The organism is Geobacillus sp. G4 (assembly GCF_040327975.1).
GTDB classification, from domain to species: Bacteria; Bacillota; Bacilli; order Bacillales; family Anoxybacillaceae; genus Geobacillus; species Geobacillus thermoleovorans.
In genome coordinates, this window is sequence record NZ_JBEPJY010000005.1 from 97,756 (window position 1) to 115,181 (window position 17,426).

At 53.7% G+C, this 17,426-nt stretch carries 15 protein-coding genes, 1 other RNA gene and 1 pseudogene; 3 read left to right on the forward strand and 14 right to left on the reverse strand.

Annotation, left to right across the window (positions count from 1 at the left end):
* Positions 1–6 precede the first annotated feature (6 nt).
* From ABS784_RS08030 to hpaB, 5 genes are all read right to left on the reverse strand, one after another.
* On the reverse strand, positions 7–747 hold the full coding sequence (locus ABS784_RS08030) for a fumarylacetoacetate hydrolase family protein (protein WP_352512062.1): 741 nt from the start codon (positions 745–747) through the stop codon (positions 7–9).
* Positions 744–1,523, reverse strand: coding sequence for a fumarylacetoacetate hydrolase family protein (locus tag ABS784_RS08035; protein WP_025039297.1), 780 nt, complete (start codon positions 1,521–1,523; stop codon positions 744–746). The genes ABS784_RS08030 and ABS784_RS08035 overlap by 4 nt, the downstream gene beginning before the upstream one ends.
* 357 nt (positions 1,524–1,880) lie before the next feature.
* Positions 1,881–2,822 (reverse strand): 2,4-dihydroxyhept-2-ene-1,7-dioic acid aldolase, encoded by a 942-nt coding sequence (gene hpaI / locus ABS784_RS08040; RefSeq protein ID WP_318538439.1) that lies wholly within the window; start codon positions 2,820–2,822, stop codon positions 1,881–1,883.
* A gap of 131 nt (positions 2,823–2,953) precedes the next feature.
* Positions 2,954–3,937, reverse strand: coding sequence for a 3,4-dihydroxyphenylacetate 2,3-dioxygenase (gene hpaD, locus ABS784_RS08045; RefSeq protein WP_011232503.1), 984 nt, complete (start codon positions 3,935–3,937; stop codon positions 2,954–2,956).
* Positions 3,938–3,979: 42 nt separating this feature from the next.
* Positions 3,980–5,458: a 4-hydroxyphenylacetate 3-monooxygenase, oxygenase component gene (hpaB, locus tag ABS784_RS08050; protein WP_021321751.1), complete on the reverse strand. Its 1,479-nt coding sequence runs from the start codon at positions 5,456–5,458 to the stop codon at positions 3,980–3,982.
* A 156-nt stretch (positions 5,459–5,614) separates the two neighbouring features.
* Between hpaB and ABS784_RS08055 the strand changes: the two genes are divergently transcribed.
* Positions 5,615–6,529: a LysR family transcriptional regulator gene (locus ABS784_RS08055; protein ID WP_352512066.1), complete on the forward strand. Its 915-nt coding sequence runs from the start codon at positions 5,615–5,617 to the stop codon at positions 6,527–6,529.
* A gap of 127 nt (positions 6,530–6,656) precedes the next feature.
* Here the strand turns inward: ABS784_RS08055 and ABS784_RS08060 are convergent, their stop codons facing one another.
* The 4 genes and pseudogenes from ABS784_RS08060 to ABS784_RS08080 form a co-directional block, all read right to left on the reverse strand.
* Positions 6,657–7,556: a manganese catalase family protein gene (locus ABS784_RS08060; protein ID WP_023633694.1), complete on the reverse strand. Its 900-nt coding sequence runs from the start codon at positions 7,554–7,556 to the stop codon at positions 6,657–6,659.
* A 21-nt stretch (positions 7,557–7,577) separates the two neighbouring features.
* Entirely contained in the window at positions 7,578–7,814 is a 237-nt protein-coding gene (locus tag ABS784_RS08065; protein ID WP_013144273.1) for a YuzF family protein, read from the reverse strand.
* A 144-nt stretch (positions 7,815–7,958) separates the two neighbouring features.
* Positions 7,959–9,331 (reverse strand): annotated as a pseudogene (locus tag ABS784_RS08075) (PepSY-associated TM helix domain-containing protein).
* 125 nt (positions 9,332–9,456) lie between these two features.
* A complete protein-coding gene (locus ABS784_RS08080) occupies positions 9,457–10,632 on the reverse strand; it encodes a helix-turn-helix transcriptional regulator (RefSeq protein ID WP_352512073.1) in 1,176 nt (391 codons plus the stop codon).
* Positions 10,633–10,859: 227 nt separating this feature from the next.
* Here ABS784_RS08080 and ABS784_RS08085 point away from each other — a divergent pair, with 227 nt between their 5' ends.
* Together ABS784_RS08085 and ABS784_RS08090 are read left to right on the forward strand one after the other, a co-directional pair.
* Positions 10,860–11,450, forward strand: a complete 591-nt coding sequence (locus ABS784_RS08085; RefSeq protein WP_352512075.1) for a DUF6230 family protein — start codon at positions 10,860–10,862, stop codon at positions 11,448–11,450.
* A gap of 21 nt (positions 11,451–11,471) precedes the next feature.
* Positions 11,472–11,897 carry a DUF6114 domain-containing protein gene (locus ABS784_RS08090; protein ID WP_011232511.1) on the forward strand — a complete coding sequence of 142 codons (426 nt, stop codon included), beginning with the start codon at positions 11,472–11,474 and terminating at the stop codon, positions 11,895–11,897.
* A 550-nt stretch (positions 11,898–12,447) separates the two neighbouring features.
* Here the strand turns inward: ABS784_RS08090 and ssrA are convergent.
* The 5 genes from ssrA to secG all read right to left on the reverse strand — a co-directional run bounded on the left by ssrA (position 12,448) and on the right by secG (position 17,065).
* Positions 12,448–12,799, reverse strand: a transfer-messenger RNA (tmRNA) gene (ssrA, locus tag ABS784_RS08095).
* A 366-nt stretch (positions 12,800–13,165) separates the two neighbouring features.
* A complete protein-coding gene (gene smpB / locus ABS784_RS08100; RefSeq protein ID WP_011232513.1) occupies positions 13,166–13,633 on the reverse strand; it encodes an SsrA-binding protein SmpB in 468 nt (155 codons plus the stop codon).
* An 81-nt stretch (positions 13,634–13,714) separates the two neighbouring features.
* Positions 13,715–15,991 (reverse strand): ribonuclease R, encoded by a 2,277-nt coding sequence (rnr, locus tag ABS784_RS08105; RefSeq protein ID WP_352512077.1) that lies wholly within the window; start codon positions 15,989–15,991, stop codon positions 13,715–13,717.
* Positions 15,992–16,013: 22 nt separating this feature from the next.
* Entirely contained in the window at positions 16,014–16,754 is a 741-nt protein-coding gene (gene estA / locus ABS784_RS08110) for a carboxylesterase (protein ID WP_025039237.1), read from the reverse strand.
* A gap of 74 nt (positions 16,755–16,828) precedes the next feature.
* Positions 16,829–17,065: a preprotein translocase subunit SecG gene (gene secG / locus ABS784_RS08115; protein WP_011232516.1), complete on the reverse strand. Its 237-nt coding sequence runs from the start codon at positions 17,063–17,065 to the stop codon at positions 16,829–16,831.
* Between the last annotated feature and the right edge of the window lie 361 nt (positions 17,066–17,426).

Consider the following 17,426-nt stretch of genomic DNA (forward strand, 5'->3'; position numbering starts at 1 on the left):
CTTTGGCTAGACGATGTAATTGATCAGCCGGCCGATGCGTTCGATTTCGGCCACGACTTCATCGCCGGGCTGGACGTTCACCGCCCCTTTCGGCGTGCCGGTCAAAATCACGTCGCCAGGCGCGAGCGTCATGAATTCGGTGATGTACTCAAGCAAATACGGGATCGAAAAAATCATATCGCCCGTATATCCTTCCTGCACAACCGCCCCATTGACATACGTCCGCAAACGAAGCGCCATCGGATCGCCGACTTCCTCATGGCTGACGATCCACGGGCCTAGCGGCGTCGTCCGGTCGCGGTTTTTGACGCGGAAATTCGGCCGGTAGTAATTTTCCAAGTAGTCGCGAACAGCGTAATCGTTGGCAATCGTGTAACCGAAAATGTAATCGTACACCCGTTCCGCTTTCACCCGGCTGGCCGGGCGGCCGATGACGACCGCGAGCTCGCATTCATAATGCATCATGTTGACCCCCTCCGGCCGAACAGTTCGGCCGCGATGGCCGATGAGCGTATTTTTCCCTTTGAAAAATAAAAGCGGCTCTTTCGGCGCAACAAAAGACAATTCGCCGGCATGCTCGGCATAATTCAATCCAAGCGCCACGATCACTCCCGGCTCCACCGGGGGAAGCCACATCACTTCAAGCTCCCCGACGATCGTTCCGTCCGGCAGGCGGAGGCGGCCATCGTCGAGCGGCTCGGCTTCGGTCACGATTCCGTTCCAGGCCACACGCGCCCGCCTCATCATTCATCGCCTCCTTGTTCCAGGGCGATTTCATTTTCCAACACACCGATCCTTTCGATTTCGATGCGCACCACATCTCCTGCTGTAACAAGCGGCGCATCGGCCGGCCAGCTGAAAAACAGCACATCGCCTGGGTAAAGGGTCATAAATTCGGTCACCTCAGCAAGCCATTGTTCGACTGGAAGGCGAAAGCGGCTCGGGTCTGCACGCTGGACGAGGCGCCCGTTGACGTATACGCGTGCGGTCAAGGATGACAGCGGCGACGCTTCCTCTTTCGGCACGATCCACGGGCCGACTGGGGCGAACCCGTCGCGCGCCTGCTCCTTCACCGCCGGGCGGTGCCGCTGCTCGTGTGGAATCGACAGATCATTCACGATCGTATAGCCGAATACAAAATCGAGCGCCTGCTCGCGCCGCACGCGCGCCGCCGTCCGCCCGATCACCAGCCCGAGCGCCGGAGCAGCCTGAAGATGCTTCACCCAACGAGGCAGAAGCACCGGACGCCGATGGGCGTTGATGGTGTTTGCCGGCTTCATATACAGCACCGGGCCTTCCGGCGGCTTTTCATACGGCGGGGCGTTCATCTCTTTTGACAGCGCCGCCCACTCCTTTCCATCATTCAGCGCCACCCCGTACATCGCCCCGCCAATAGGCGCGTCCCATTCCAATTCATCAATGCGGTGCGTCTGCCCGCCAAACGACACCGTCCCGCCGTGCGGATCCGCCTTTGCCTCAATCGTCCGCCTCATGCCGGCCAGACGCAAGCGCACATTCGCCATCATGTATCCTCCTCATCTGTATCGATGCCATTTGAAGCTTTACCATTTACAGCTCTTACCGAGCATTTGATCGCGCTTTGGCGTGACGGAGAAGCCTACGGGCTTACCCTCGTCAGTTGAAAAATGGATGAGCCACTTTTCCGTCAAGGATATGTTAAACGATTTCGTTGCATCTAATATGCCTGTTGCCAGGCGTGTTGATGAACCAATCAAAACCAGTTGAGAAAGCACTGTTCCCGGCTTTTCTGCCGCCGTCGGCAAGCGGTTCGCTTGCCGACGGAGCGTGCAGCTGCATGGCGCTCTGTTTTCGGGAAGCAACGGATCATCAACACTCGTGACCGGTTGCACGCGCTTGTTTTATGTCGCTTTTTGCATTTCTTCGTCCCGCGTCTCTTCGGCCAGCAAGCCGTATTTGACGAGCGTGCGGCGGATTTGCTGCTGATGTTCTTCGCTTGGCAAATCGAGCGGCAGCCGGAGCTTCGGGGTGATTTTCCCCATCATCCCGAGCGCCGCTTTCACCGGACCTGGATTCGTTTCAATGAACAGCACATCATTGAGCTCCATCAGTTCAAAATGAAGATCTTGCGCCCGCTTGATGTCGCCTTCAAACCAAGCGTCGTGCAGCTCGGCCACTTTATGCGGCACGACGTTCGCCGTCGCGCTGATCGATCCGGCGCCGCCGATCGCCAGCATCGGATAGCACAAAAGCTCGATGCCGGAAAAGAGAAGGAAATCGCGCCCGCAATGCCACAACACCCGGTTGACATGCTCGAAGTCTTTGTTCGACTCTTTCACGCCGATAATGTTCGGACAATCTTCGGCCAGCCGCGCCATCGTTTTGACTTCCAAATTGACCGCCGTCCGCCCCGGAATGTTGTAGACGATGATCGGAATGTCGACCGCCTCGGCCACCGCCTTAAAATGTTTATACAGCGCCTGCTGGGACGGACGGTTGTAATACGGGACGATGACCATCGCGGCATCGGCCCCAATCTCTTGCGCAAATTTGGTCAGCTCGATCGTTTCCGCATGGTTGGTCGAGCCCGTCCCCGGCACGAACGGCACCCGACCCGCCACCGCTTTTTTCGCCGTTTCCATCACCTGTTTTCGCTCTTCAAGCGTCAGCGAGCTCGGCTCTCCCGACGTTCCCGTGACGGAAATGCCATGCGTGCCGCTTTCAATATGCCAATCGATGAGCGCGGCGAGCGCCGCAAAATCAACGTTTCCTTCCTCATCAAACGGCGTGACGACCGGCGCGATCGAGCCGCGCAGCCGTTCTTTCGCCTCGTGGTATGCCATCCCCTTGCCCCCTATTGGCTTTATTTTTCTGAATCTTATTTATATTGTACACACTATCATATATGAAATCAACGATAAAATCATATATAATCATGATCCCGAAAACCGAGCAGAAGGGCTGCGGTCTTTTTCTAAATCAGGAAGGTCGGTTTCCGCTTCGCCAATGTTGGTTCGTTCGGCTCGACCGGTTGGCCGCTGTGAACGTCAAGAACGACAGACGCCTCTTCAAACCAGCTGTCCGGCGCCGCATGGCCCCAGAACGTTTGACGGCGCGGATCATCCAAATCCCAGCGGATCGGCGGAAAATCGGGGTCGCTCGTCAAATAATCGCCGTTATACAGCTCAATTCGGTGGCCATCCGGGTCGCGCAAATAGACAAAGAAGGCGTTCGACAATCCGTGGCGGCCCGGCCCGCGTTCAATGTTCGGCGCATATCCGGCCGCCGCCAGCACATCGCACGCATGGATCAGGCTGAGCGGGTCCGGCAGCCAAAACCCGATATGGTGAAGGCGCGGCCCTTTTCCGTTCATCAGCGCCAAATCGTGGACATTTTGCTTCCGGTGCAGCCATGCAGCCCAAAGTTTCCCATCCTCTGTTTCCGTATACTCCGAGCAGGCAAAGCCCAAACCATGGACATAAAAGTCGTACGCGTTCTTTACATCTCTAACCGCGCAGTTGAAATGATCGATGCGCTGCACGCGGGCGCCGCGGTGCAAGTCATACCGCTGCAAAAGCCGCTCTGTTTTCTCCATCTGGGCAAAAAACTCAAGCGGCAGCCCGGACGGATCTTGAACGCGAAATGCCCGACCGACGGCGCGCTGGCTCCCGTCTTCCAGCCATTTCGGCTGCAGCGTTTGCGCCGCAAACCATTCATAAAGCGCTTCCAATTCCTGCTCGGAACCGACTTTGTAGCCAAGCGCCTCGACCGCGGGGCGGGGCGCCTTTTTCAATAGAAGGCTATGATGATGATATTCTTCAAGTCCACGCAAATACAAATGGCTCTCATCCGCTTCCGTCACGACAAACCCAAGCACCCGTTCGTAAAAATCGCGGGCGGCGGCCAAATCGGTCACATGCAGCACCGCGCGGGCGCAGCGAATAATGGAAAATGTCATCATCCTTCTCCCCTTTCGAAAAATCCAACTCAATTTGCACTGTCACCGCTGGCTGTCGGAAGGAATGAACACGCTTTTGGCGCCGCGCAGAAATTCGCGTACAAACTGTTTATACGGCTCTTTTTCGTAGCCGTCAAAATACGCCATCCCCATCCGAACGGGATCTCCGAAAAAGTAATATTCGTAATGCGTCTGTCGGGCTCCGAACGCGCTCATCGTGAGATCCCAGGCGAGACGGAACAGCTGGACGCGTTCATAGCCGTCCACCGTCGCCCCTTGCATCGCGCGGCGGACGATATCTCCAATTTCTTCATGATGGAAATCGGCTTCAGTCGGAATCGCCATCAACCCCGATGCTCCTAAAATGCGGATGATCTCCGAAAGCCGTGGATAAATGCGCGGATACCAGTTGCGTGCGGCATCGAGCGCGGCAAAATCCGGCGTCATCGTTCCCCAGCGGTCTCGCTTCGCATTGTGCTCAGCCCGGTACAGGTGGCTCTTCATCGTCTCGAGGACGAGCATGATTTCCGCCCCTTTATCTTTCACATGCTGGAATTCGCCGATGCCGATTGCTTCGATCAGACAAAGCGTGACACCGAGCAAAAACTCCGTTTTGACGATGTTTTTCGCCACCACTTGATGGGACATATGAATGACCGCGTTCGTCTCACGGAACGTCCGGTTGCAAATCGATGAATTGCCGCAAACAAACACGCGCTCCCACGGCACAAACACGTTTTCAAACGAAACGATGGCATCGCCCTCTTCAAAGCGGGACGCCAGCGGATGGTCCCACGCACTCCGCCCGTAGTCAAACGCCTCGCGGCAAATGAACTTGACGCCCGGCGTATTGTTCGGAATGGCAAAGGCGAGCGCGTACGGGTCTTCACCAGCTGTCGATTTTTTCACGGTTGATGGAAACACTAAAATTTCGTCCGTAATCCCGCCTTGCGTCGCCAACAGACGGATGCCGCTGACGATGATCCCGTCTTTTCGCCGTTCCACCAAATGGAGCGGCACATCGGCATCGTTTTGTTCATGAAGCGCCTTGGCGCGATTCATTTGCGGATGGATGAGCGTGTGCGTCAAGCTGATGTCGTTTTCACGCGCGTACTCATAGTAGTTTTTCGCGTTTTCGGCAAACATCGGATCATCTTCGGCAAATAGATCATTGGCGACGCCCATGGCCATGACTTCCGCGTTTAAATAATCGGGAGAACGGCCCATCATCCCCGCCGACATACGCGCCCATTCTTGCGTCGCCTCGCGGCGGGCGATGAGCTCGTCAATGGTTGTCGGCTGAATGAACGTCATGCCGACGAACTGCCCGGTTGTCGGCGACCGGTACAACATTTTCTCCGGCTTTTCATATTGCCGGTCGTAAAGCGCCGCCATCGAACGGACGACGTTGCGGAACGCCGGATGAACAGTGACATCCTCAACTTTTTCCCCGTGGATGTACACGCTGCTTTTCGCCCGCTTGAGCCGCTCCATATACTCCTGACCTGTTTTGGCCGGCATTTTCATTCCCCCCGTTTTCACGTATAATAGATAAGGAAGCGCTATCATTCAGAATGTTCAAAATTAATATAACATATGATTTCATATATGAAAAATACAAAAATGATCAACCATCCTATACGAAAAAGATATGGAAGCAAGAGAGGAGGCACGGCCATGATCGATGTGAAGCAGCTGAAATACTTCGTCACGATTGCCGAAGAGGGGCAAATCACCAAAGCGGCGCAAAAGCTTCATATCGCCCAGCCGCCGCTGAGCCAGCAGCTGAAGCAGCTCGAAGAAGAGCTCGGCGTTCCTTTATTTGACCGGAAGGCGAAAAAAATGGAGCTCACCGCACCGGGCAAAGCGTTTTACGAAAAGGCGAAACGGCTGCTCGCCCAGCTGGATGACGCCGTAGCGGAAGTAAAAGAAATCGAAGAGGGAACGGCGGGAACGCTGTCGATCGGCTGCGTCAAATCGTGCTTTTACTATTTGGCCCAAGCCATCCGTCACTTCCATGAACAAGCTCCGAACGTGACCTTTCATCTCCGTGAAGGAGATACATTTTCCATTTGTCAGCTGCTTTACGAGCGGCGCATTGACATCGGCATCGTCCGCCTGCCGATCGACTCGGCTGATTACGACGTCATCCGTCTGCCCGGCGAACGTTATGTCGGCGTGTTGCCGGCGCAATGGAAAACCGGCCAACCCTCATTATGCATGCGCGATTTTGCGGATTGGCCGCTTCTCCTTCTCCACCGGGTGCACGGCGCCGGACAGTACGAGCGGGTCATCGAGGAATGCCGCCGCCATGGCTTTGAACCGAACGTTCTATGCGAATGCCCGGACGCGACCATATTGCTCTCCCTTGTCGCCCAAGGCCTTGGGGCCACCATTGTGCCGCAATCCACCGTAGCCTTGTTTCGCCTCCCTGGCATCAAGGTGCTGGAGATCATCGACTCTTCGATGACAGCGGAAGCCGCCGCCATCCTCGACCGACAACGGTATTTGCCGAAAAGCGCCCGAACATTCCTCGACGTGCTCCAAACCGTTGCCGCCCGCTCCGCCGGCGGACAACATGAAGAAAGATAGCGATTCCTCCAATCGTGGACGCTCAAGTGAAGGGAAAAAACAACATTGGCGTCATCTCTTCGTTGCGCCGCACTTTTTGTTCAACGACCGGCTTTCCAAAAAAAATCAGGCGCCGTTGGGCGCCTCATCACAACCCTGCCGACCGCTGCAGCCGCTTGGCGATTTCGAAAAAATCTTCGGCCGAAATCCCGGGGGCGAATTCTTCCGGCACTTCGTCCAAATCGGGGATCGCCCCCCCTTGGGGCGCTCCTTCGACCACCTCGAGCGGCTGTCCATCGCTTGGATGGGTTCCTTGCCAAATGCGGACGATTTCTTTGTAATAGCGATCGCTGAACGTATAAAGCCGGCGGTGGACGCCTTGATCCTCATACTTTCTCGCCTCGTCGAACACACGGTTATCCAACTTCGGGATCGGCAGCAGTTTCGTCACATCGACCCCCGTAGCCACTTCGATCGCTTTGGCGTACGCCAAAATATGAACGCCCCCGCGCACAAGCAAGTAGCCGATCATCTCGCGGGCGGTAGGATGGTCCGTCATTTCATAGACGCGCATTTTATGCGTGCGCGCTCCGCATTCAAGGAAAAAGTTGTGAAGCAAATCCAAAATCAAGTTGCCGCTGTTGAACACGTACTCCCCCGTCCATGCCTTCCCCATCGAATCGCCGGGAAACGCCGTCTGCGCCGTCGCGATAAAATGATACGTATTGCGCTTGTCTTTCGCATCCTTCATCGGCGCTGCATCCGGATCACCCGGATGGGTGGAGCCGGTCAAGCAAAGGTTGATCGCATTGGACACGAGCTCCACATGGCCAAACTCTTCGGCGGTGATGCTCGCCACCAACTCGTAAAACGGGCGCAGCTTCTTTTTTTGCCGAAAATTGAATGACTGAAACAAATAATTGTTTAACGTCGACATTTCTCCGAAACGGCCGCCAAGCAGCTCCTGGACAGCGGCAGCCGCATTGGGGTCCGCGTACTTCGGCTTCGGCAATTCGATCGCCAGCCGGTCGATCCGCTGAAATACCACGACTCTTTTCCTCCTTTTCCATTAATTGCTGAGGCGAACAGACACCACTTGCGCCAAGCGGATGTAATAAACCGCCTGATGCGCCGAGATGACGATATGGTCCGGCTTCACATCCCTCACAGTTCCTTGGATCGAACCGCGGACGGTTTCCACCACCACTTCTTTGCCGTTCAAAGCTTGGAAAGCGTGGTACACATACGGATCAACCAGGGCAATGAGCTGCGGTGACGAAGCATGAGACGCGTAGGGCTGGTTCATTCTCATTTCCTCCCTTTTGATGCGCTGAAGAAGATTCCCTTTTTATCCATATGCCGCCCCATGCAGAACATGACAAAAAAACCCAACGTCGAGAAAAGAAAGCGGCCTGATGCTCAAGGACATTCAAGCCGCTTCCAAAGATGTTTACGCCGCTAGAAAGCGGCGAATGCTCGGAATCTTTTGCACAACAAAACGATCAAACAGCCAAATTGCGGCGAGCGACAAAGCAAATAGAGGCATCACGACCGCCGCGGCGATCATGCCGCCCCACACCGTTTTCGCCGCTTGAGGGTCTTTCACCCGCGCCGGAGCGCCGAAACCGTCTTTCGGCTTGCGCTTGCGCCACATCACAAAGCCGCTGACGCACAAAAACACAAGCCCGAGGCAAAAAACGAGATTGACGAGCTGATTGGCCAGCCCAAACAACCGCCCTTCATGGAACGCGATGCCAATCGTAATCGCTTTGGCCAATGCGCCGTAGTCGGAAAAGCGGACATCGCTCAGCACCCGTCCCGAATATTGGTCAATATGCAAGGTGGGGCGTTATCCCACGGCTTCGTCTTCGATGTCGCAACGGTAAACACCCCTTTCGGCCCTTGCGGCAGCGAAATGGTGAACGGCTTTTTCACCTTTTTCGCCTCCGCGATCGCATACACGTCATCGAGCGACAACGAAGTCGTGTTGTGTGTATGAACAGAAGGCACCGGCAGTTGCTCAGCCGCCCATGGCACGTCTTGCGCCACGTCTTTGGTGACCACTTTCGATTCCGGCTTCGGTCCGAAGCTGAACGCAAACGGCGGATACCCGGTGTTTGTCGCCGTCGCCACGCGGTTGATGACCTCCCCCATGACCCCTGTCCACGGCATCCCTGTCACAATGAGCAGCAAAATGCCGATGCTCAACCATATGCCTGTCACTGCATGCCAATCGCGCCAAGCCAACCGTTTTTTCGCCCGCCAGCGCGGCCAAAACGTCCCGAGAACAGAGAATGATTGCCGCGGCCACCAAAGATAGAGGCCCGTGGCCAACAAAATAAAGCCCCAACAAGCCGCCAGCTCTACAAAACGGTTGGCTGCCGTTCCGCCAATCAATAGCTCGCTGTGGATTTTTTTCGCGATTTCCGTCCAATTCTCATCCGCGCGCAGCGCCCCCTGCACTTTGCCGGTATACGGATTGACAAAAGCAAACACCATTTCCCCTTTGTCCATCATCCCGATTTTCACGGTCCGATTCGCTTCTTTCTCAAGCGTCACAGAGACAACGGAATCATGCGGATATTTCTCCTTGACCCGTTCCGTCAGCTCAACGAGAGACAGCCTTTTTTCCCCTACCTTGTCCACCTCGTACAAATGGCCGTACAGAGCCGATTCGATCTGCGGCTTAAACAAATAGACGGCCCCGCTCAACGCCAAAATGATCAGAAGCGGCGCAAAGATGATCCCGGCATAGAAATGCCACCTCCAGACCGCCGCATACATCGGCCGCTGTTTGTCCGCCGCCTTCACCGTTTGTTCCACAGTTTTCCCCCCTGCCATGTTTTCATGTTTTTCAGTAGGCAGTATAGAACAAAACTGTGTCCAAACGGTGAGCAATCGGCGAAAATGGTGTGAAATGAAACGGCCGGACAGACCGGTCCGCCTCATCATCCGATCAACCCAAGACGCAGCGCTTTTGCCACCGCTTCCGTCCGATTTTTCGCGTTGAGTTTCCTTAAGGCGCTGGAAATGTAGTCGCGCACCGTAAATTCGCTCAAATAAAGCTGACAGGCCGCTTCCAATGTCGAGGCTCCGTCGGCGAGCAGCTTCAAAATCTCGATTTCTCTTGGCGACAAGGATTCCGCCATCCCTTCCCATTCTTTTTTTGGCGCCTTGATCCATTTCAACAGCAACTCCCCCGCGCTTTGGCCAAATTTCATCAGCGCGGGAAACAGGCGGCGGTCAACGGCAAAGAAGCGGCCCGGTCCGCGGTCGAGAACGACGCCTCCAATCATCCGCCCTTCCGTCGGCACATACACCGGAACGATCACCAGTGAGGCCAAACCGAACAAATCCACATACAGGCGCGGAAACTGTTCGCTCGCCCTCGGCACATAAATCGGACGAAAATGGCGAAATTCATGCACTTCCGCTTTCAATTTCCCCACGCTTTCTTTCAACATCGGAATGCTGTCCAATTCCACGCGCAAACGCTGGATTTGCTCGTTGTCTACTCCATGTCCGTATAGACCAATGGCCATGCTCTCCTGATTGACAAATTGAAACAGAGCGCACCGGCTGAAGGGGAGAAAATAGGAAAAACCAAAACAAATATGCGCTGCCGATTCCTCGAACGTCTGCGCCCGCAAAATCCATTCGTTGAACAAAATGACGGCATCTTTCCACAAGGATTCCTTCTTCCACGGAGAACGATCGTCGCTTTTGAATGATTGTTCATTCATATCATACAACAGCCATTCATTCCATTTGAAAAACAAATACCGCACCGCCGGATGTAGCGCAGCGGCCGCTTGGGCATGCGCCTTCAACACTTGATGAACCGTATTTTCCATTAAATTCAGAGAAAAGATGATCACCTCCGGATGAAACGCCGCGATGCGCTCCAAATGCCCATCGGCTGAATGCCCGCCCCCATACGGCAACCATCGATGCTGAACGAATGCGCACAGGGTGGAAAAAACGTCTGTGGCCCGCGCATTCCGCTTGCCAAGCGCTTCACCAATCCGCTTCCATTCCCGATCCAATTCCGCCTCATACCTATGCAAGATGTCCGCCGCCTCCCGCAGCAAACGAAGCAAATGATCGTTTAATTCCTTCGACATGCCCATCCTCCCCCCGCATCCCCGCTGGTTATCGACTACTTTGATCATCTACTTTCTTAATTCGCTCGGTCAATTCCTTCTTTTGCCCGTCACGTTTGTCCAAGAGCACTTAAAAAATCCGACAAACATAGGGATTTAATGGAACGGATAATTGTCATAAAATTTAAACAGATTTACTAAAGCGCTTACATCGCTTATCATTCAAAAAAAGGGGGAGGAGAAACGCCATGGAAATGGCAGCAAAACCGGTCATCATTGGGGGGCGCACGGCGAAAAAGCCATTGCTCGCCGCATTGTTGGGAGGGTTTTTGTTTCTTGGCGCTTTGCTGTCTATCTTTGGGCTGACAGGCGTCGCCTATGCCGTGCCGATCAGTGGAGTCGGCGAATTTACCGTTCAGTTCGACAAGATGAGCGGCACCGGGTTTAAAATGTACGGCGGAGTCGCAGAAGCTGGAAATGCACCGCAAACACCCGTATTTGTCAACGAAATCGAAAAAGCGACGATTCAAGGCCTTCGGATTTCAAAAGATTTTCCAGCGCTCGGCATCCGCGTCATCATTGCAGCCAGCGAGCCAGTGTCAATCGACGGGCTCGTGCAAAAAGCGACGCAAATTAACGGAAACATCTCCTTCGGCAGCTTGACGATGAAAGAAAGCTATGTCGGCGATACCAGCAACCCAGTCGAGAAAGCGGCCAAAGAATTCACACAAGGAGCCGACAGCATTACGATCGAAAACGGTGATATCAAAACCGTCTACTTATTCCAGCAAAAAGTGTCGCTGCCGGGCATGAAAGTGTACTTTGAAAAACTCAACTAATTTCAGTAAGGATGAGAAACATTGGGCATCATTCGTTCTAGCTGGCAGGCGTTCGGTCGCTGGCGGAAACGCCGCCCATTTTGGGGGGCAACGTTTCTCTTGTTATCAAGCCTTGTGATTTTATGGGTTCCGATGCAGCTATACGAAATTTCTCTCGTTCCCGGAAGCATGGTGTTCGTCGGCTTTTTCCTTGGCGGCATGGTCATGTTGATGGGGATTCTTTCCTACGCCATGCCGCGGCTATCCACCTTGCTCGGCATCATCGGTATGTTCAGTGCCATTCTGTCGATCATGGGCGCCTTGGGCGGCTTCTTAGTCGGCACGATTCTCGGCATCATCGGCGGGGCGCTTTGCATCGCCTGGCGCCCGCAATGGGCCGATCCTGCCGCCCCGCTGGCCCATCATGAAGCCGCTGCGGACAAAGAAGCAACCACCGCCACCTCATGAAAAACCATAAAGCAAAACCGAACGCGGATCGACCGTCCCGTTCGGTTTTGTTTTGTCATCGCCGCCAATAAAGGCACATATAGATGAATGAGATCATCCACTTTCCAGAACAGAAGGAGGACCGCCATGAAACACCTTTCTCCCGAGCGACTGCACGTCACCCAGACCGCTGCCAACGGTATGCGCGCATTGTAAGAATTACCCTTAAGCATTGCGCTCAAAGTGAGTGCCACTCTACATTCCCCGCCTCAATCATGATGATGTTCACCCCGTCGGTTACTATTTTAACTTTTTCAAGCGATTGAGTGGCGGAAATAAGCACTACTTCCAATATTTCATCAGCATCAAAGTCTTTAACGCAATCTGTTTCAAAATATGTTACATCTTCAAAAACAACGTACAATGCAAGGTAAAAACGCGGTGCAAAATCCGTGCAAAATTTTTTCGGATTCTATCGATTTCTTTAGGATTCCCCAAAAATGAAAAACGACCGCAAACGCGGTCGCATCAAGGGTTTTACGATTTCGCATCCGAACCGTTCGGATGTTGGAAATGGAGACGGTGGGAGTCGAACCCACGTCCAGAGGCATCGCCACTTAAGCATCTACGAGCGTAGTCGGTATATTTCGCTTCGCCGTCCGTTCCGCCTACCGACAGGCATCCCGGCGGCTAGCCTGGTTCGTCTCTTCCCTCATCCTCAGGCGGCGGATTTGGGCGTAGCCCGCTTCATATGAGCCCCTCGAACGCCACGCGGGCGATGGCGGGAGGAGCTAGCTGCAGCAATTAGGCAGCTAAAGCGTAGTTTTGTTTGCCAGTTATCTTTAGGTGACGTTTTTACGAGGACGTCCCCCTCGGCTCGCCGCTTAAGCTCGACCTACCCCTGTCGAATCCGGATCGTCCCCGCGGTGGCGAAGAAAGATCGGAATAGCGTAAGCGATGGATAACTGGCTGTTGCATTATTTATTATACCATGGCGATGCGCATTTTCAATGGGAATGTTTTCACCCCCGGTGAAAAACGGTCATTTTTGCCAAAGCGATGGAGTTCGCCAGGAAAGAAGAGCCGATGTTTCAATGCTTCTCCACTTGAGAAGATTCGATTGAGAACTGTTTTTCCCATACACCACCGACTCCCTATAAGGCTGGTGAAAAACGGGTTTTGCGCCCAGATCGGCGGCGCTGGACGAGAAAGGCATGTCGATCTGACAAAGTTTCTCTAAATAGAAAAAGAATTGGGATCTCCCGTTTTTTCTTTGAATCACCAACCCTCTATAGTTTTTGCCGCTCGCGAAACGCCCGTTCGATTTCGCGCTGCGCTTCTCTCCGCTTCATGTCTTCCCGTTTGTCGTATTTTTTCTTCCCTTTGGCCACCCCGAGCTCCACTTTGGCAAAGCCGTTTTTAATGTACAGTTTGAGCGGCACGAGCGTATACCCTTGCTCTTTCGTGTAGCCGATCAGCTTGTTGATTTCGCGGCGGTGCAAAAGGAGCTTTCTCGTCCGCAGCGGATCATGGTTGTAGCGGTTGCCTTGTTCATACGGGCTGATATGCATGTTATGGAGAAACACTTCCCCTTTTTCCACTTTAGCGAACGAATCTTTTAAGTTGACGCGCCCGTTGCGGATTGATTTGATTTCCGTCCCTTGCAAAACGAGGCCGGCTTCATACGTTTCTTCGATGAAATAGTCGTGGTGCGCTTTTTTGTTTTGGGCGATCACTTTTCCTTCGCCTTTGGGCATCCGTTTTCCCCCTCCTCATCGTAGCGTTTCTTATTTTACCAAAAACGAAAAAGAAGGAAAAGCCGCCCGTTCGGCTTTTCCTCACCGTTTTTTCTTTTTCTTCTTTTTCGCCTTCGCGCTGCGGTTTGAGCCGCTTTGCGCTTTCGGCTCCGCCTTCGCTTTTCCTTTCTTTTGCTTTTTCCCTTCAATGACGACCGGAGCGGCTTTCGCTTTCGGCGGACGGCGTCCCTTCATGCCGACGACTTCAAAATCGACGATCCGTTCGTCTTTGTTGACGTTGATGACGCGGACGGTGATTTCATCGCCGATGCGGTACATTTTCCCGGTCCGTTCGCCGATCAATGCGTAGTGGCGTTCGTCATAGCGGTAATAGTCGTCCGTTAAGTAGCTGACGTGCACCAAGCCTTCGATCGTGTTCGGCAGCTCAACGAACAAGCCGAAGTTCGTCACCGAGCTGATAATGCCGTCAAACTCCATCCCGATTTTGTCTTCCATAAACTCGGTTTTCTTCAGATCGTCCGTCTCCCGCTCCGCCTCAACGGCGCGCCGCTCCATATCGGAAGCGTGTTCGGCAATTTCAGGCAACTTTTCCGCCCATTTTTGCTGGGTGTCAAGATCCATCTGGCCGTTGATGAGATACGTCCGGATCAACCGATGGACGATCAAATCCGGGTAGCGGCGGATCGGCGACGTAAAATGGGTGTAAAACTCAGTCGACAGGCCGTAATGGCCGAGGCTCTCGGCGTCATAGCGCGCCTGCTTCATCGACCGAAGCATGACGGTCGAGATCACCATTTCTTCCGGCTCGCCGCGCACCGCTTCGAGAATTTGTTGCAAAGCGCGCGGATGGATTTGGTTGCCCGTTCCTTTCACGACATAGCCGAAGTTCGTGATGAACTCTAAAAAGCGCTGCAGTTTTTCCGGTTTCGGATCCTCGTGAACACGGTAAATAAATGGCACGTTCAACCAATGGAAATGCTCAGCCACCGTTTCGTTCGCCGCCAGCATAAACTCTTCAATCAACCGCTCAGCGACCGACCGCTCGCGCAAGACGACATCGTACGGCTTGCCGTTTTCATCGACAAGCACCTTCGCCTCCTTAAAATCAAAATCAATCGCCCCGCGCTTCATCCGCTTCGCCCGCAAAATGTCGGCAAGCTCAGCCATCAGCTCAAACATCGGCACAAGCGGCGCATATTTTTCCCGCAAGATTTCGTCTTTGTCAACGAGAATTTTATTGACATCGGAATACGTCATCCGTTCCGCCGTGCGGATGACGCTTGGGAAAATTTCATGGCGGACGACTTCTCCTTGCGGGGTGATTTCCATTTCGCACGAGAGCGTCAGCCGATCGACTTTCGGGTTGAGCGAGCAAATGCCGTTCGACAGCCGATGCGGGATCATCGGGATGACGCGGTCAACCAAATAAACGCTCGTGCCGCGTTCATACGCCTCGCGGTCAATAGGCGAGCCTTCCTCAACATAGTAGCTGACATCGGCGATATGAACGCCGAGCTTATAGTTGCCGTTTTCAAGCTTTGTCACGGTGACGGCATCGTCCAAATCCTTCGCATCTTCCCCGTCGATCGTGACGATCATCTCGCCGCGCAAATCGCGGCGCCCTTCCAAGTCTTTCTCCGTAATGACATCCGGCACCCGGTTGGCGTGCTCGATCACGTCTTCTGGAAATTGAAGCGGAAGGCCGTATTTATAGATGATCGCCAAAATGTCGACGCCCGGGTCGTTTTTATGGCCGAGAATTCGCACGACTTCCCCTTCAGCGCTCATTCGTCCTTCCGGGTACGAGGTGAGCCGGGCGACGACTTTATGCCCTTCGACCGCGCCGTTCGCCGCGTTTTTCGGGATGAAAATGTCATTGACGATCCGTTTGTCATCCGGGATGACAAAGCCGAAATATTTGCTTTCCGTGTACGTGCCGACGACCTCTTTCACCCCGCGCTCCAAAATGCGGACGATCGTTCCTTCGCGGCGCGCCCCGGATGAATCGGCTTGGACGCGCACAAGCACCGTGTCGCCATGCATGGCGTTTTTCAGTTCGGACGGCGGGATGAAAATATCATCCAGTCCCGGCTCCTCCGGTGTGACAAACGCGAATCCTTTCGGGTGGCCAATCACCTTGCCGCGCACGAGATTCATCCGCTCGGGCACGCCGTAGCGGTTGCTGCGCGTCCGGACGACAAGACCTTCCTCTTCCATGGCGACAAGCGTTTTGACAAACGTTTTAAACCCCTCAGCATCCGCAATCCCAAACGCTTCCTCCAGTTCCTCAACGGTCAGCGGTTTGTACGCCTCATCGCGCATAAACGTTAAAATGCGTTCGGCCAACACATGATCCATTGGCCATCCCCTCCTTTCTCCATTACCAATCTAACGATTCAAGAAATGCATAAATATCTTCATGCAGCTGATCTTTTTCTTGATCAAGCGTAATCACATGGCCTGATTGCTCATACCATTTGATTTGTTTGACCGGCGATTCAATTTCGTTATAAATGATGTTCGCGCTGTCTGGATTGATCATCTCATCATGGCGCGCTTGGACGACGAACGTCGGTGCATAAACCAAATCAAGGTGGGCGCGCACATCGGCAATGAGTTCTTGCAAGGCTTTCAACGTCTTCATCGGCGTTTGTTTGAACCGTTCCATTTCCTGTTCGATTTGTTCCTCTGATTTCCCTTCCCGCTTTTTATACTCGCGCGCATACTCGAGCACACCTTCGTACATCGTTTCTTCGCTTTTGATGTACATCGGCGCGCACATCGTCACAATGCCTTGTGTAGGTACAGTGTAGCCTAATTTGAGAGAAAATACGCCTCCAAGCGACAATCCAGCCACGGCAATTTTTTCGTAGCCTTTGTTTTTCAAAAACTGATAGCCGTTCATGACGTCTTGCCACCAATCATCCGGTCCGGTGTGGACGAGCTCTTCCGGCGGCACGCCATGCCCTTTGTAAATCGGAGCGTGGCACGTATACCCTTTCGATTCCAAGAATCGCCCAAGCATCCGAACGTCGGCGGAATTGCCGGTAAACCCATGCAAAAGCAGCACCGCCCGCTCCCCGGCTTCAAAGAAAAACGGCTTCGGCGGAACAATTTTCATCATAGGTTCTCCTTCCTCTCTGGTGTGAAATAGAAAGGGCAGCCCTTCATTCTATGGACCGCCCCATGTTTGACTTATGATGGCTGTACGTACGTAACCAGGATCGTCAATACGAAAAACAAAATGGCCAATATGACCGTCACGCGCTGAAACACCGCATCGAGCCCACGGGCTTTCTGCTTCCCGAACAATTGCTCGGCGCCGCCGGTGATCGCCCCCGACAGCCCGGCGCTGCGGCCCGACTGCAGCAAGACAACCGCGATCAGCGCGATCGACACAATGACAAGCAGCGTCACAAGCAAGGCATGCATGCCTGACACCTCCAACGACCGACGTTGCAATAATTTCACTATACCATAGATCGCCGTTGGCGGCAACTGGCGGGCCTGTCTCAACACGACGAAAGGCACAAATTCACTTTTTTGTGAAACATTAGATTGGAAAGCCCCTCATCTAAAAGTTTTAAAAAAATACAAGCCAGAAGATGCTCAAATGGAGGAAATCGATGAAATCATTGACGAATGCCTGGCAAAAATCGCAACGTATCTGACCTGATCTGATCGGCCTGGAGGCAACGGAAGAATGGAACGGTGTTGAAGGAAAGACTGCGTTTCCTGTCTTTGCAAGACAGCTGAATCGGAGGGCGGGGGCCAAAAAAATTCCCTGCCTCTA

Bases quoted from the DNA above. Each gene is read 5' to 3' on its own strand.
- ABS784_RS08030 (WP_352512062.1), bottom strand. From the start codon at position 747: ATGATGAGGCGGGCGCGTGTGGCCTGGAACGGAATCGTGACCGAAGCC.
- ABS784_RS08035 (WP_025039297.1), bottom strand. From the start codon at position 1,523: ATGGCGAATGTGCGCTTGCGTCTGGCCGGCATGAGGCGGACGATTGAG.
- hpaI (WP_318538439.1), bottom strand. From the start codon at position 2,822: ATGGCATACCACGAGGCGAAAGAACGGCTGCGCGGCTCGATCGCGCCG.
- hpaD (WP_011232503.1), bottom strand. From the start codon at position 3,937: ATGACATTTTCCATTATTCGCTGCGCCCGCGCGGTGCTGCATGTGACC.
- hpaB (WP_021321751.1), bottom strand. From the start codon at position 5,458: ATGCCGGCCAAAACAGGTCAGGAGTATATGGAGCGGCTCAAGCGGGCG.
- ABS784_RS08055 (WP_352512066.1), top strand. From the start codon at position 5,615: ATGATCGATGTGAAGCAGCTGAAATACTTCGTCACGATTGCCGAAGAG.
- ABS784_RS08065 (WP_013144273.1), bottom strand. From the start codon at position 7,814: ATGAACCAGCCCTACGCGTCTCATGCTTCGTCACCGCAGCTCATTGCC.
- ABS784_RS08080 (WP_352512073.1), bottom strand. From the start codon at position 10,632: ATGTCGAAGGAATTAAACGATCATTTGCTTCGTTTGCTGCGGGAGGCG.
- ABS784_RS08085 (WP_352512075.1), top strand. From the start codon at position 10,860: ATGGAAATGGCAGCAAAACCGGTCATCATTGGGGGGCGCACGGCGAAA.
- smpB (WP_011232513.1), bottom strand. From the start codon at position 13,633: ATGCCCAAAGGCGAAGGAAAAGTGATCGCCCAAAACAAAAAAGCGCAC.
- rnr (WP_352512077.1), bottom strand. From the start codon at position 15,991: ATGGATCATGTGTTGGCCGAACGCATTTTAACGTTTATGCGCGATGAG.
- estA (WP_025039237.1), bottom strand. From the start codon at position 16,754: ATGAAAATTGTTCCGCCGAAGCCGTTTTTCTTTGAAGCCGGGGAGCGG.
- secG (WP_011232516.1), bottom strand. From the start codon at position 17,065: ATGCATGCCTTGCTTGTGACGCTGCTTGTCATTGTGTCGATCGCGCTG.